Source organism: Candidatus Endomicrobiellum cubanum (assembly GCF_031278955.1).
GTDB classification, from domain to species: Bacteria; Elusimicrobiota; Endomicrobiia; order Endomicrobiales; family Endomicrobiaceae; genus Endomicrobiellum; species Endomicrobiellum cubanum.
Genome location: NZ_JAITJM010000006.1, coordinates 1 through 15,819 on the forward strand (window position 1 = coordinate 1; position 15,819 = coordinate 15,819).

The following is a 15,819-nucleotide window of genomic DNA, read 5'->3' on the forward strand; positions in this document are numbered from 1 at the left end:
CCTTGATTTCTTAACTCATCATCTGTAAATAAAAACACTTTACTCTTATCTTCTATAGAATTCATGAATTCTATTGCTTCTAATCCATCTATAAAATATTTAAATATTAAATCATTCTCATATTCTTTAAATCGGCTTATCCATTTATCATGCATTGTTATGTCAGCATCTAATATCACAACTGTACTGCCTTTAGCTATTTTTACATCTTTTAAAAACCATCTAGGCACTTCTGCTTTTGCAAATTTCAATATAAACTTACTTACCCCCCCCCCCTACTTCCATCTCTTTTACTACCTTTATTACTTGTCCTAACACTATTCCATGTTCATTTATTTTCGTGCTCTCTATTAAAAGTCCTTTATTTATCTTTTCTACCATCTCTTGCGGCATCCCTTCTCCATTGTCTTTTACTATTATTTCTACTTCTTGTCCTTTTACTTTATATGACACATCTACTACGCCTTCTTTTTTCTCTACCGCTTCTCCTGACTTGAGCTTTTGGGTTCCCCCGAAAGGTCAAGTCAGGTATTATCTTCTGCTTTTTCAAAAAATTCCTTCGCTTCTTTACTCCATTTTACTAATCTTTCTGTTGCCATAATTTCCTCTTATCAATAAAAGATATTATTTAAAAATTTGTATGTTTGTTATTAGGGATCTAAAAACTCTTAACGCATACCTTGACTGTACTTTTTTGGGTACTCCTGCGTTAAAAAACTTGTGTTTACCACACATAAACCCTGCGTTTTTGACATGCTTATGCTTTGTCAAATTTATACACATTAAGATTTTTAGACAAGCACTTTGGCCTATGTAATAAGCTTTTCTAGATTCTGAGATCTGAGATTATAGAATTTTGTTTTTTGTGAAGAGTTACAATATAAGCAACGCTTATCTATATGTAGGGGGTACCATAATATTTTGCTATTTATGTATGTGCTGCACCGCCTTTTTTATAGCTGCATCTAATTTTGACATGTCTTTTGCCCCACCCTGTGCAAAGTCAGGCTTACCTCCACCTGAACCATTAATATCTAATGCAAAGGCTTTGGCTATGTTTCCTGCATTTATTCCGGTTTTAACATAGTCAGGCGTAGCAGAAACTATAAATGAAAGTTTATCTTCACACTTTGAAATTATTAACAATACTACTGATTTTATTTTTTCTTTTAAGTCATCTGATACTTTTCTTAACTCTTTTACATCAATGCCATACAGCACAACTGGCAAAAAATTAATTCCATTAACTTTTTTAACTTGGTCTACATAGGAGTTTAACTCGCTTGATATTAATCTATCTTTTAATGAATCAAGCTCCTCTTGCAACTTTTTATAATCTAAAATCTGCTTCTGTATTTTATTTACAAGATCATCTTTAGAAGAACTTAAAATTTCAGTTATTTTTTTTACTATTTTCTCTTCTTCTAAAATATAGTTTTCTGCAGCTGTGCCTACAACAGCTTCTATACGTCTTACACCGTTACCAACAGAAGATTCTGAAACAATTTTAAATATACCAATGTCTCCTGTTCTATTTATGTGGGTACCACCACAAAGCTCCATTGAATAGTTGATATTATCTATTTCGTTTTTTATTGATACTGTTCTTACAATATCACCATACTTCTCACCAAACAAAGCCGTAGCCCCAAAATTACGCGCTTTGTTTATGTCCATGCTTTCAATACATACCTGTGAATTAGCTCTTATTACAGAATTAACTCTCTTCTCTATTTTTATTAAATCTTCCTTACTTATTTGAGAAAAATGAGTAAAATCAAACCGCAAATACTGATCTGTAACTAAAGAGCCTGCTTGTGCGACATGCTGACCGAAAGCTTCTCTTAAAGCTTTGTGAAGAATATGTGTTGCAGTATGGTGCCTTTCTACTTGCTTTCTGCGTTGAACGTCTATTATTGTGGCAACATCGTCACTTATTTTAAGCACACCTTTTATAGCTTTTATCTTGTGCACAAATAGATTGCCAATTGGTTTAATTACATCGTAAACTTCAGCTTCAAAATTATTATTTTCTATTTTTCCAGTATCTGCATTCTGTCCGCCTGAGTGAGCATAAAAAGACGTTTGAGAAAGGATGATTTCTCCATTTTCTCCCTCTTTTAATTCTGTAACTTCTTTGTCATCTTTTATTAAACTTAAAACTTTCCCTTCTGTTACCATATTTTCATAACCAACAAAAATAGTATCATTTGTTTTTTTGTGAAGTATAGAATAAAAAGTTATATCTTTTTCTCCAGAACCACTCCAAGCAACCCTGGACTTATCTTGAGCATTCTTTTGCTCTTCTTTAAAACCCTTTTCGTCAACATCTAAACCCTTTTCGTTTACAATTTCTTTTGTTAAATCGTAAGGAAATCCATACGTATCATAAAGTTTAAAAACATCTTTCCCCTCTATAGTTTTTAACTTTTTAGATTTATAGACATTTATAGTATCAGAAAGTATTTGAGAACCCAATTCTAACGTTTCCAAAAATTTTTCCTCTTCTTTTTGGATAATAGACTTTATATTACTAAATCTAGAAGAAGTCTCTGGATAAGCTGTACCCATAATATCTAAAACTGTTTTAGAAAGTTCATTCAAAAATGGTTTATCATATCCAAAAAGTTTACCTTGTCTTACTGCCCTTCTTAAAATCCTTCTTAAAACATAGCCTCTACCTTCATTTGAAGGCAATATCCCATCTGAAATTAAAAATGCTGCTGCCCTTGCATGATCTGCAATCATTCTCAATTTTGAGATGGTCCCATCTTCTTTCTTTATCTTTAAAATATTTGCAGCCATGTCCATTATTGGAACAAATAAGTCGGTATCAAAAATATTATTTTTGCCGTTTGCTGTTGCAACAATTCTTTCTAACCCCATACCAGTATCTATATTTTTTCTAGGTAAATTTTCTAATGACCCATCTATTTGTCTATCAAATTGCGTAAAGACTAGATTCCATACCTCAAGATACCTATTACAATTACAGCTTGGACCACAAGTTGGTTTGCCACAACTCATATCCAGACCCAAATCTATTAATATTTCTGAACAAGGGCCGCATGGACCTGTATCTCCCATATTCCAAAAATTTGTATCATCATTCATTCTTATAATTCTATTTTCAGGAACAATTTTTTTCCAAATTTCTCTAGCTTCATCATCATCTTTATAAACTGTAATGTATAGCTTACCTTTTGGTAAAGACATATTTTTAGTTAAAAATTCCCATGCCCAGTCAATTGCCTCTTCTTTAAAATAATCGCCAAAAGAAAAGTTGCCAAGCATCTCAAAAAAAGTTAGATGCCTTGTAGTAAATCCCACCTGATCTATATCTGAAGTTCTAAAACATTTTTGACAGCTTGCTGCTCTTGTAAAAGAATCTTTGCTTTGTCCTAAAAAGTGCTGTTTAAACTGGACCATGCCGGCTGAAGTAAAAAGTAAAGTTTTATCCCCAGTAGGGATAAGAGAATCTGAAGGGACTATAGCACAACCGTTTTTTTTGAAAAAATCTAGAAATTCTGCTCTAATTTTTGATGATTGTTTATTGTTCATAGTGATTGTAATTTTACTAAAAATTTTATACCAACTCAAATAAAAAAGTAGATGGTCATAATTATCATGACCATCTACTTTTTTCGCATTAGCAATCGCTGTTATAATCGCCACGTTACCCTATGCTATTTAGTACAACAATAGCGTATATAACTTCAACTACTTTTTATATAGGCCCAGCTACAAATTTATTATAAACAATTTTATTTGAATCTTAACATTTAAATGTGATTTTTTTATAAAATTTTGCAATTTAATAGTAAAAAGTTGCTATGTTTTCTCAGATGGGTATGTCTAAAAACTCTAATCGTGTCTTAAAGCTTCTATAGGGTTTAATAATGAAGCTTTCCTTGCAGGCCATACTCCAAAAATAATTCCAATAAGACAGGAAAAACAAAAAGCAAGCATTATTGAAAATAACGTTATAACAGTATCCCATTGCGCAAATTTACTTATTATAAAAGATACTCCTGCTCCAAAAAGTATTCCAATAATACCACCTGCACAACAAACAAATACTGACTCTATTATAAACTGGAACAATATATCTTTATTATTTGCACCTATAGCTTTTCTTAATCCTATTTCTTTTGTCCTTTCTGAAACAGAAACAAACATTATGTTCATTATTCCTATACCACCCACCAATAAACTTATAAATGCTATTGACCCTAAAAGTAAAGAGAATGCTCTTGCCATAGCAGACATAGCCTCTTGTAAATCTGCCATATTAAGAACTCTTACAGCATCTCTATCACCAGAAGGCATTCTATGTGTAAACAGTAATCTTGTTATAATATCCTCTGATATTTTTGACATATCAGCGTTGTCTTTTACTTGCACATCTAAATAATTTAAAACATTAATACCAAAAACTCTATGGAGCGCTGTATTTAAAGGGATTAAAATTTTATCATCTTCATCTTTCCAACCTTTAGAACCTTTCACAGGCAAAACACCTATAACTTGAAAGTCAATTCTATTAATTTTTATATATTCACCTATAGGATTAAAATCTTTATCTCCATAAATTTCTTTTATTACAGTCTCCCCAAGCAATACAACTTTTTTCCTTTCCATATCTTCTTCTTTTGTAAAAAATCTTCCTCTAGAAGGATAAGAAGATCTTAAATCTACATAGTCAGGAGAAACCCCTTCAAGCCTTGTATTATAGTTGTGACCATTTGCAACAACCTGACCTCTTCCAATACAGTAGCCTGAAATAGCTTGTATACCTTTTACATTCTTTTCTAAATCTTCTATATCTTCCATTTTTAATCTCATCAAAGCGCCGGTTTCTTGAGAAATACCACTCTTTTGGGAAGCGCCAGGACTTACCATCAAAAGATTAGACCCTAAACTTGAAACTTGCTCTTCTACAGATTTTTTTGCCCCTGTGCCAACTGCAAGCATTGCTATTAAGCTTGACACCCCTATCATAACACCTAATATTGATAGGATTGATCTCATTTTATTGCCTTTTAATGACCTATACGCTTGTACAAAATAGTCTTTTATTCTTATTATTGAAAAATTTTTTCTGGTTACTTTTTTTTCTCTTTTAGCTTTTGTTTCTTTTTCCTGTAGGGTGGTTTGAGCATCTGCTACTATTAGTCCATCTTGAACGGTTATTGTTCTTGTTGCATACGCAGTCAGTTCTGGTTCGTGTGTTACCATTACTATTGTTATTCCAGAATTATTTAAATCTTTCAATATTTTTATTATTTCTTTTGTTGATTTTGTGTCTAGATTTCCTGTAGGTTCATCTGCAAAAATTATTAATGGTTTATTTATTAATGCTCTTGCTATTGCTACTCTTTGTTGCTGTCCACCTGATATCTCATTTGGTTTATGGTTTACCCTTTCTGAAAGGCCTACTCTTTCTAATAACTTTAATGCATCTTCATGTACTTTCTCATCTTTTGAATTTGAATACATCACCGGTAAAGCAACATTTTCCAATATTGTTAATTTTGGTAAAAGATTAAACTGTTGAAATACAAATCCTAAATAGTGATTCCTTAAAGCAGCCAATTCTATTTCTGTGTATTTTGATATTTCTATTCCAGCTAATTTATATGACCCTTCTGTAGGTTTATCTAATAAACCTAATATGTTAAGCAATGTAGATTTTCCGCTTCCTGAATGCCCCATTATTGCTACAAACTCGCCCTGGCTTATTTCTAAATTGATCCCATGCAGAACCGGAACATCTAATTTTTCTAAATGATATGTTTTCTTGACGCCTTTTAATTCTATTACTTTCATTTATTTCTCATTAAAGATTTCGTTTTTGCCTTCTTTTGTTGGCGTAAAATAACTACTGTGTCAGTATCATTTAACCCTGAAATAATTTCTGTATATTTACCATCTGTCACACCTGTTGTAACTTCTTTTGTTTCAAATACAAGTTTTTTGCCAGAACCTGTATTTACTATAACAGTTTTTTTACCGTCTTTTTCTGTAATAAAACTATCTGATATAGATTTAGCATTACTTTTTGACTCGGCACTTATAGTTATGGTAGCTGTCATGCCAGATCTAAATACTTTAGGTTTTGATATAGGTTTTATCCTTATTTCGTAAACCGTAACATTGCTTATAATCCTAGACTCATAAGAGATATGTTCTATAACACCCTCAAATAGTTCTTGAGGATAAGCATCTAAATACATACTAAGCTTTTTCCCTATACTTATATACCTTAAATCTGTTTCATCTATCTGTGCATTTATAATTAAATCGTCAGCCATTACTAAAATTCCATCTGAAGCAGTGACTGTTTGGCCTGGTTCTTTTTGTCTATATATAATAAATCCACTCATAGGTGCTACTATTGGTGTAGGCTTATAAATCTCTTGCCATCTTACATATTCTTCATCACTGATTGCTCTTGCTGCGTCTATCATAGCAGCTCTTTCGCTAGAACTCATCCAAATAATTATTTGTCCTTTTTTTATTTCGTCACCTTCATTAACTAAAATCTTTTCTATTCTGCCTGCAAAAGGAGATTTTATTTCTAGTCTATTGCGCGGTGTTACCCAGCCAGTCTCTCTAAATTCAACATACAATTCTCTTGATTGAAGTTTTTCTTGTATTTCTATTTTGTGAACAGAAGGTCTTAAAGTAGCAAAAACAAGTATAGCTACAGATAAAATTCCTAAAATTAAAAATGTCTTTTTCATTTATGTTCCTCTTTATCGCTATCAAAGCCTTTTCCTATAAAATTTAACCATTTTGCTTCCATAATAGATGCATCCTTTTTTGCATCTAATAAATTCTGCTGGGCTGATATATAATCATTTTGTATCGAGTACCAATCATAATAATTACAAAGCCCATTAATATATTTTTTTGTAGAAATTTCTGACTGAAGTTTTGAGGATTCAACATAAAATGCCCTTGTTGCTATAACTTCACAAGCGTCTAATAAGTTATTATAGTTTTCTATTGCTTTAGATTTTAAAAAGTTGATTGTACTTGCAAATTTATAAGAAGCAATTTTCATTTGATTTGATGCTATTTTAACATCTCTATATCTTTTGCTGCCAGTAAAAAGTGGATAAGAAATTGTAAGTCTTGCTGTACTATTTTGTGCTTCTGGAATCCATTTATAATCATTTTTGCCAACACTGCCAAACAAATTTACAGATGGTAACCATTGACTTTTGGTCTTATGATTTATAGATTTATACATCTCAAAACTATATTGCGCATTTAAAAATTCTGGGATTGTTTTTATTAGGACACTGTAGTCCGGCTTTTGCAAAATTTTATCTTTATGCCAAAGGTGATAAATTGATTTTTCAATTATTATGTCGTCACTTCTACCTATAGCATTAAGCAAAGCTGCACTAGCTGTTTGTATATTTCTTTTTGCTTTCTCTAAATTATATTCTGCTAAAGCAACATCAGCATCACATCTTTTTAAAGAACCGATATCAACATTACCAGAATTATATTTAAGCTGTATTAAGTCTCTATTTTCTTTACGTCTTTCTTTTATTTTTTCTAATAAAGAAACTGTTTCATACGCCCACATTAAATTGATATAACAGCAATGAACTTCATATCTAATATCAGAAACCACTCTATTGTAATCAGCTTGAGCAACTTTAAGTTTAGCAGATTTTTCTCTTAGTTCATTATATGACGAAAAACCTTCAAATAAAGATAGGGATCCTTCTATTGCTAACGAATAATCTCTAATTATATTTAAACTTTGTAACTCATTTTTAGTATCAGACACTCTTCCTGAAGCAACTACTTTTGGCAAAAAAGAACTGAATGTACTATAATACTCTTGTTTAGCATTATTTAAGTCTTGCTGAGCTACTTTTAAACGAGGGTTATTTTTTATAGTCTGCTCTTCAACCATAGAAATATCTATTGTCTCAGAGAAAATATAAGGACAAAAAAATAATACTACAACTAATCCAAATAAAATTTTTCGCATAAAATCCCATAAGAATATAATAAATTTACTAATTATGGATTATATCAATTTTTAACAGTTTTTAATACCTAACTTGAGCATTAGGATTCCCCCATTCCTCCTTTTTTATGAGTAATTTTTCCTTTTTTTCGTTAAAAAGGTCAAGTCAGGTTCTATATAAAAATAGATTTCTCTCCTCTCTTGTATCCCTTATTTTTACAAACTTATCACAGGAAAATAGATAGGAAGTTATTAATTTTATCTACTCTCTAGTTTCTGCTAAGTGACTATATAATTATCACTCTTACATAACACCTGTTAAAAAATAATACTTTTGATATTGGAGGACTTTTTAATCACTTCAATGACGTTGAACGCAATTCCTTCATAAATTCTATAACTAAGACATATTCTTCACACTAAAAATATGTTTTATTTTCTGCACTACTAAATTTAAACATGGCCAAATAATATTTGATATTACTTGGCCATGTTTAGTAGTATATATTGGGTTTCTCTAAAAACCTTAGCACATATCTTTTACTGCGCATTTTGCGCACTGTTGCGTCAAAAAATTCACTGCAACTATACGCCTAAGAAAGGTTAGAGAAATCCTTTATTATCTTTTCGGAGACCTTTTATAATGGATAAAATTTTAATACACGGCGGCAATCAATTAAAGGGAGAAGTAAAAATATCAGGTTCAAAAAATTCTACTTTACCTATCTTATTTGCTTCTTTACTTACAGATGAAGCTGTAACAATAAAAAATGTACCGTCTTTAGCAGATGTTGACACAACAATAGGGCTTTTAAATTTTATAGGGAAACTAGCAGTAAAAAAAGGTAGTGTTGTAAAAATTCTATCTAAAGAAAAATATAAGCATATTGCTCCATACGATTTAATAAGAAAAATGAGAGCCAGTATTTTAATAATGGGCCCGTTACTTGCAAGACTTAAAAAAGTTGACGTATCTTTGCCTGGAGGTTGCACAATAGGCTCTAGGCCAATTGACATACATTTAGATGCATTTAAACATCTTGGGGTAGAAATTTCTATAGATGGAGGATATGTAAAAACTTCCGCAAAAAATGGGTTAAAAGGTAATACTATACATTTTAATTTCCCTAGTGTTGGGGCTACAGAAAATGTATTACTTAGCGCAGTTTTAGCAGAAGGAAAAACTACCATTATTAATGCAGCTACCGAGCCTGAAATAGAAGATTTAGCAAACGTTTTAACTAAAATGGGAGCAAGTATCACAGGAGCAGGAACAAAAGAAATAGTTATACATGGAGTAAAAAAGCTAAAAGGATTCTCTCATCCTGTAATTCCTGATAGAATAGAAGCCGCAACTTATATGATCGCAGCTGCAATTACAAAGGGCCAAATTACACTTAAGAATGTTACTCCGAAACATCTTTGTGCTGTAAGTAAAAATCTAAAGAATTGTGGTATGACAATAAACGAAACAAAAGACACAATTTCTATAAAGTGGACAAAATATTTAAATCCTAAAAATATAAAGACTGACGTTTATCCAGGATTTCCTACAGATGTACAAGCTCAATGGATGGCATTAATGTGCCTTGCTAAAGGTAATTCTAAAATAACTGAAACGATTTTTGAAAACAGATTTATGCATGTTCCGGAACTTAAAAGACTTGGAGCAGATATCACAATAAATGAAAAAGAAGTTCTAATAAAAGGTGTAAAAAAATTGTCAGGGGCGCCTGTAATGGTTTCAGATTTAAGAGCAGGTGCAGCTTTAGTTTTGGCTGGACTTGCTGCAGAGGGGCAAACTATCGTTTCAAGGATTTATCATTTAGATAGAGGCTATGATATGCTTGAAAAAAAGTTAAAAAAACTTGGGGCAAACATTAAAAGGATCAAAAACTAAATTTACAAACCCTCTTTAAATTTAATATTTTAGATCTGTTTAAAACCTCTAATTAATTTATATACTGTGAATTTTTTGACAACTCTAGGCAAAACGCAGGACTTCTTTGTGGATTTTAGAAGCATAAAAGAGATTTGATAAAATATGAAGTAAAACCCTATAAAGCATTAACTACGAAATTATTTTCTCGACACTATTTGATAATTAGTATCTGTTTTTACCGGCAATAGGAAAATGGTCTAAATCTGTAAAGTCAGAGCTCAATATGCAAAAAAAGGCCTTAGCAGTAAACCTAAAAACTACTAAAGCCTTTTTTGCTTGTTAACATTATTTCTTTTTACTTTTTTTAGCTGTTTTCTTTACAGCTTTTTTAACCACTTTCTTTGACATTTTTTTTACAGCTTTCTTGCCTGCTTTTTTCTTAATTACTTTTTTTGCAACTTTTTTCTTAGACTTCTTCTTTTTGCCACCTCTACTCATTACTGATCTGGAAATATCTCCATTTTTATCAATAAAGTAAAGATATCCTGCTTCTTTCTTTAAACCAACTTTTACTACTTTTGAAGGCTTCCCACCTTTTTTCCCGCCTCTTGCCATTAAAGCTCTGGAAACATCACCATTTTTGTCGATAAAATAAAGGTATCCGGATTCTCTTTTTACACCAACCTTCTCTACTTTTTCAGCCATTGTACACCTCCTGTAACTGCAAATTTTTATTTTTCTTGTCCGAGCTTAACAGAGACTGTATTTTGAGCAGCAGTATTATCTTTCTTGGTAATAATTTTATCTTTTAACCAACCATCAACTATTTCTTTAGAGAACCTATATTGCCTTCCAATTTTATAAGCTGGAATTTTTTTCATTTTAATAAGACTATATATCTTAGACTTCCCTATACCTAAATATTCTGACACCTCTTTAATATCCATAATTTGTTTATTTTGTATTTCTTCCATTTTTCTCTCTTTTTTATCATTATTTCTTTATTTGCATTAAAATCATATAAATTTTATTATATTTTGTCAATAGCTATTTTTTTATATCAAATTATTATATAGTGAATATCGTTTAGTATTATTTTTTATTAATTAGTACAAACTATATTGTATGCATTTCATTTATATGGGCTAAAATCCTTAAAGCACATAAATGCTGTAAATTTTTTTGACAGGGCAAGGCAAAAAATGCAGAGATACATTTTTCCCCTGACTTGACCGCTTTAACGAAAAAAAGGGGAAATCACTCATAAAAAAGATGAAATGGGGTCCCCCGAAAGGTCAAGTCAGGTGGCGAAAAAGACGCAGCAAGGGTATTCATTAGGACTTTAGGCAGAACCTAATATTCTGTAATTTTAAAAAAAATAATAAAAATTGTAATGTAAGTAAGATATGTAAAGAGATACCATAATATTTTTAAACTCAAGTTTTTGTATTTTTTTCTAAAGATAAATAAAATTAATCTGTGCCCATATTTAAAAATTGTAAATACCCCTAAAGAAACTAAAAAACAACTAAGTAGAATAACAATATAAAAAGTAAAAAAACCTAAGATAAAATTAAAATTGATATTAACCAATTCAAGAAAACTATAAATAAAACTATAAAGAACTATTATCATTATAGTAACTAATATAAAAAACAAGTATTTTTTACTATAAAACACTTTTACTCCAAATTAATAGTTTTTAAGCTTAACATAGCTTCACTATCACCATAGTTTGCTGCATATTTTAAATATTTTAAACCTTTTTCTTTCTCGTTAAGATAATATAAAGACATCCCTAAAATATAGTTTACTTTAGGATTATTAGGATTAATTTTTAGAGCTTCTAATGCCCAATCTTTAGAACTTTTAAACCTATTATCTTGATAGTATATGCCTGCAATTTTTAAATAGCCTGCGATAAATTCTTTATTAACTTCTATAGATTTTTTATACCAAGATAAAGCTTGTGCGAAATCTCTAAGATGAAAATATATATCTCCTATATTGTAATAAGCAATAAAAAAGAGAGGGTCGCTCTCTTTAGCTTTCTGATAATAATCTAAAGCATTTTGATTTAATCCTTCTTGTCTGAATGTATTGCCAATAAGGTTGTAAAAACTAGCTTTGTTAAACTTTTGCGATACCAAAGCCTTATTATAAAATAATCTTACCTCATTATAAAGAGAGCATCTTCTATAACATAAGCCTATAAGCAAATACAATTTTTCAGAATTTGGATTTAAATTAATAGCTTCTTTAAGGTACTGGCAAGCTTGTAAAAAAAGTTTTCTATTATTTGTATTACAAGCCTTAGTATAGAGAATATTGGCTAAAGCATAATAATTTTCAAAATCAAAAGGATCAAGCTCAACGACAAGTTTAAAATATTTTATTGCTAAATCGTAATTTTCTAATTTAAGCAAAGATTGCGCATAATCCTTATATACCTCTATATCTAATGTCTTTAATTTTATAGCTTTATCAAAATATCTAACTGCAAAAAAATATTTTTCATCAAAAAAATAATAATTTGCCCTCTCTAATATATAATCTTTGGAGTAATAAAAAATCCTAAAAAAGTACAATCCAGTAGCTAAACTTAAAAAAAACAATGTAAATATTATGCTGTTTTTTAAATTAGTGTCTGCTCTCTTTTTTAACATTTAATTTATACTTACTCCTATTTTTGCAGTATCCATATTTTTAAAGCCTTCTTTTCGTAAAGCTTTTATAATGTCCTGGGAATGCTGTTTAGTTGAATGAATAATATAAATCTTAGTGTTTTTATTTTGGTTTAACAGCCATTTTTGTAACATATCAAAATCTGCATGGTCAGAAAAAACGTCATATTGTTTTATACTTGCAATGCTTTTTGACCCATTGTGTAATTTTTTACCTTTAAGAGCAAGTCCTGCGTTACTTAAAGGACTAACATAACTTACTAACATTACAAAAACATTCTTATTGGATAGCATTGTAGGCGTAAGTTGAAAAGATTTTCCTTTATCTAAATCTCCGCTTGATGAAAATAATATCATCTGCTTGGTATAATTTCTTATCATTTGAAGTCTTGCTTCTTTTGGCAAAATTGAGCCTTTTTGATAAATATCTTTTAAAAACCAATCCTTTTGACTTTCTACATTAGACAATTCTTTTTGATATAAAGAAGTAATTGAATTTGCACTTGGAGATACAGAATAAATTGGCAGTTGTTGTGAAAGTAATCCTTCTTCCTGCATTAATTTTAATTCGTATAAAACTTTTTGGGTCCTATTAAGTGATAACGCTGGAATCCATACAATTTTGTTTTTAGAAATAGCTTTAACTAAGTCTTTTCTGAAAAATTTGTATTGCTTAATAGAATTTTTTCTATTAGAACCATAAGTTGCTTCCATAAAAATTAAGTCTGACTTTTCTGGAATATCAAACATTCCATTAAATCTAGAATGCCCGCTGCCTAAATCTCCAGAAAATAAAATTCTTTTACTCTTCAAATTAAACATCAAACTCGCAGAACCTGGTATATGCCCAGCATTTATAAATTTTACTGTTAAATTTTCAGATAAATTATTTTCTAGGTTATAGTCTACAGTAATAAAATGTTTTTCTATCTCTTTAGTTTCTAAATCACAACAATTCTTACATAATAAAAACTTCAGACCCTCTTGTTTTCCCAAATCATCTAAATAAGTTAATTCTTTTGAATACTCCAAAGATTTAATATTTTCTTTACATTCTGGTCGCCAATGAGCGATCACAAAACTTTTTTTATGTTTAGATCTCTCTTTTTGACTTAAAGACCAAAACCAGTTTCTTTTTATTAAATCAAAACCATTCCTGTCTTTAAAAAGCTCTAAAGCTATTTCTTTTGTGGCATTTGTAGAATAAATTTTACCAACAAAACCACTACTTATCAGAAGAGGAATTTTACCACTATGATCTAAATGAGCATGGGTTAAACAAAGAGCATTGGCTTTAAGAAGTTTAGGTTCTATAATCCTATTTTTATTTTCTGTATCTTCCAAATCTTCATCCATAAAAATACCACAATCAACAATAATGCTAAAATTCTCATCCTCTAAAAGAAAACAACTTCCAGAAACTGTTTCTGCTGCACCATAAGGAGTAACAGAAACGGCTGCGTAAATAATCTTTAAAAAAAATATTAAGCTAAGAAATATTGAAACTAATTTTTTCATTTATCAAATACTAGTTGTTCTTGTGTGTTGTTTGAAATGTAAATACAAATTCTGTGCCCTCATTTTCTTGGCTATACACACAAATATTTCCTTTCATTTCTTCAACAGTTTTTATTATATGTTCTAAACCAATACCATGACCATTCTCTTTTCTAGGTTCTATTCTCACTTTATTCATGATCTTATGTACCATTTCTTTTGGCATACCTTTCCCATTATCTTTTATTTTTACCTCAACATTATCTTCTATAACTTTATATGAAACGCTAATTTCTCCAGATTTATTTTCTTCTATCGCCTCAATAGCATTGTTTATTACATTGGAAAGCATCCTTGAAAAATTTGCCTTGCTTCCTTTAATAAATGCTTTTTTATTATTTTGCACATAGTTAAAGTTTATATTTCGTTGTTTAAATTGACGTTGTTTATGTGAAACTATATGCTGTAAATATTCGTGCAAGTAAATAATCTCTTCCTTTTCAGCTGTGCAGGTAATTTTTGTATTCTTAATACAGTATTTATCTAGTAATCCTTTTGTTATACCTTCTATCCCTTCTATAGATAGCTCTAATATTTCTTTTTCATCTTCAGAGAGTTTTTTTGTGATTAGTTGGTCCAATATTTTTAAAGAAGTGACAAGTGACTTTATATCATGTATTACATATTTTGCAAAAGTATGCAATTGCTGTTCTACTTTTAACTCATATTCCAATTCTTGTATCTTTTTTTTATCCGTAATATCAATAGACAATCCCATAATACCATGAATTTCATCATTTATATTAAGCGGCGCTTTAACAGACAAATAGTATTTACCCTTAGGACCTTTCTCTTCCACTACAATCTGTTTTTTTTGTTTCATAACATTTTGAGAACTTAACCATGCCCTTGGATCTATTTCATTTGCTTGACTGTCGCCAACAACTTGAGCTAATTTATTATTTTTATATATGTATTTCCCACTTTTATCTATTATAAAAAAATTCGCATTTAAAGTATTTAATAAAAAAGGTAAAACTTTTTTTTCAAGATCAACATCTCCTATTTTTATATCACTAATACTATTTCTTTTTCTAGAAAAGCTAGAAAGTTTATATGTAAGATGCGTTATATTTAACTTATACTTTTCAATTAAAAATCTAATAGAACTACAAAATGCCATAGGATAAGCTATAACAGCATTCTTTAAAACAGCACAAAGATGAGCACCTTCTTCTAGTATAAAATTTCTACATTGTTCAAATGAACAATTGCCTTTAAGGGCAGCTATTGAAGCGTTTTCATTAGTAAGTTCTCTATAGCTTTTATCGTAAGTATAATCTTGAAGGATTTGTTTATACCATTGATAAAATAGCTCGCTTTTTATTTCATTTGCCCAAGATTTTACTTCTGTGTCTACTTCTAACTTACTAAGAGCTCCCTTATTACTTTGCTGCCAAGGAGTTTGAAGTTTTTGATCTTGATAAACAGCAAATTCAGGAACACAGTGTCTATATAAGTATGTAGTATCTGTTATAAATAATTTTTTGATTTTATATTTTTGACTATTTATGGAATTTACCAAATCTTCAAACCCATATCCAGTCTGACTAACAGAACCAACAGATATCAAAACATTCAAAAAAACACTACGCCCCCCCCCCCCTTTCTTTTTCCAGAAATCCAAACCTTCTTTAGTCCATTTCACCAGTCTCTGCGCTAACACGAAATCCACCTCCCTATCAAAATTTATAATTTTT

Annotated in this window: 11 protein-coding genes and 1 pseudogene; 1 reads left to right on the plus strand and 11 read right to left on the minus strand. The window is 30.2% G+C overall.

What is annotated here, in order from left to right:
- The 6 genes and pseudogenes from LBD57_RS00430 to LBD57_RS00455 all read right to left on the minus strand — a co-directional run.
- Nucleotides 1-251, minus strand: a 251-nt coding sequence (locus tag LBD57_RS00430) for a hypothetical protein (RefSeq protein WP_373469381.1), incomplete at its 3' end; no start/stop codon positions are given.
- 7 nt (nt 252-258) lie between these two features.
- A pseudogene (locus LBD57_RS00435) lies at nt 259-465 on the minus strand (hypothetical protein); the annotation flags it as partial.
- Between the two features lie 459 nt (nt 466-924).
- Nucleotides 925-3,675 (minus strand): alanine--tRNA ligase, encoded by a 2,751-nt coding sequence (gene alaS / locus LBD57_RS00440; protein WP_373469382.1) that lies wholly within the window; start codon nt 3,673-3,675, stop codon nt 925-927.
- Nucleotides 3,676-3,864: 189 nt separating this feature from the next.
- Complete coding sequence (locus tag LBD57_RS00445; RefSeq protein ID WP_373469383.1) at nt 3,865-5,829, minus strand: ABC transporter permease; 1,965 nt, start codon at nt 5,827-5,829, stop codon at nt 3,865-3,867.
- Entirely contained in the window at nt 5,826-6,746 is a 921-nt protein-coding gene (locus LBD57_RS00450) for an efflux RND transporter periplasmic adaptor subunit (RefSeq protein WP_373469384.1), read from the minus strand. The genes LBD57_RS00445 and LBD57_RS00450 overlap by 4 nt, the downstream gene beginning before the upstream one ends.
- Nucleotides 6,743-8,017: a TolC family protein gene (locus LBD57_RS00455; RefSeq protein ID WP_373469385.1), complete on the minus strand. Its 1,275-nt coding sequence runs from the start codon at nt 8,015-8,017 to the stop codon at nt 6,743-6,745. The genes LBD57_RS00450 and LBD57_RS00455 overlap by 4 nt, the downstream gene beginning before the upstream one ends.
- A 622-nt stretch (nt 8,018-8,639) precedes the next feature.
- Between LBD57_RS00455 and murA the strand changes: the two genes are divergently transcribed.
- On the plus strand, nt 8,640-9,896 hold the full coding sequence (gene murA / locus LBD57_RS00460; RefSeq protein ID WP_373469386.1) for a UDP-N-acetylglucosamine 1-carboxyvinyltransferase: 1,257 nt from the start codon (nt 8,640-8,642) through the stop codon (nt 9,894-9,896).
- Between the two features lie 327 nt (nt 9,897-10,223).
- Here the strand turns inward: murA and LBD57_RS00465 are convergent, their stop codons facing one another.
- The 5 genes from LBD57_RS00465 to LBD57_RS00485 form a co-directional block, all read right to left on the minus strand.
- Nucleotides 10,224-10,583, minus strand: a complete 360-nt coding sequence (locus LBD57_RS00465; RefSeq protein ID WP_373469387.1) for a hypothetical protein — start codon at nt 10,581-10,583, stop codon at nt 10,224-10,226.
- Between the two features lie 26 nt (nt 10,584-10,609).
- Nucleotides 10,610-10,852: a helix-turn-helix domain-containing protein gene (locus tag LBD57_RS00470; RefSeq protein WP_373469388.1), complete on the minus strand. Its 243-nt coding sequence runs from the start codon at nt 10,850-10,852 to the stop codon at nt 10,610-10,612.
- A 708-nt stretch (nt 10,853-11,560) separates the two neighbouring features.
- The gene (locus LBD57_RS00475; RefSeq protein ID WP_373469389.1) at nt 11,561-12,544 is read right to left on the minus strand and encodes a tetratricopeptide repeat protein; all 984 of its coding nucleotides are present in this window, start codon (nt 12,542-12,544) and stop codon (nt 11,561-11,563) included.
- A complete protein-coding gene (locus tag LBD57_RS00480; RefSeq protein ID WP_373469390.1) occupies nt 12,545-14,080 on the minus strand; it encodes an MBL fold metallo-hydrolase in 1,536 nt (511 codons plus the stop codon).
- 10 nt (nt 14,081-14,090) lie between these two features.
- Entirely contained in the window at nt 14,091-15,767 is a 1,677-nt protein-coding gene (locus LBD57_RS00485; protein WP_373469391.1) for an ATP-binding protein, read from the minus strand.
- Nucleotides 15,768-15,819: the final 52 nt, after the last annotated feature.

Coding starts and splice junctions, on each gene's coding strand:
- LBD57_RS00445 (WP_373469383.1), bottom strand. CDS start 5,829: ATGAAAGTAATAGAATTAAAAGGCGTCAAGAAAACATATCATTTAGAA.
- LBD57_RS00450 (WP_373469384.1), bottom strand. CDS start 6,746: ATGAAAAAGACATTTTTAATTTTAGGAATTTTATCTGTAGCTATACTT.
- LBD57_RS00455 (WP_373469385.1), bottom strand. CDS start 8,017: ATGCGAAAAATTTTATTTGGATTAGTTGTAGTATTATTTTTTTGTCCT.
- murA (WP_373469386.1), top strand. CDS start 8,640: ATGGATAAAATTTTAATACACGGCGGCAATCAATTAAAGGGAGAAGTA.
- LBD57_RS00465 (WP_373469387.1), bottom strand. CDS start 10,583: ATGGCTGAAAAAGTAGAGAAGGTTGGTGTAAAAAGAGAATCCGGATAC.
- LBD57_RS00470 (WP_373469388.1), bottom strand. CDS start 10,852: ATGGAAGAAATACAAAATAAACAAATTATGGATATTAAAGAGGTGTCA.
- LBD57_RS00475 (WP_373469389.1), bottom strand. CDS start 12,544: ATGTTAAAAAAGAGAGCAGACACTAATTTAAAAAACAGCATAATATTT.
- LBD57_RS00480 (WP_373469390.1), bottom strand. CDS start 14,080: ATGAAAAAATTAGTTTCAATATTTCTTAGCTTAATATTTTTTTTAAAG.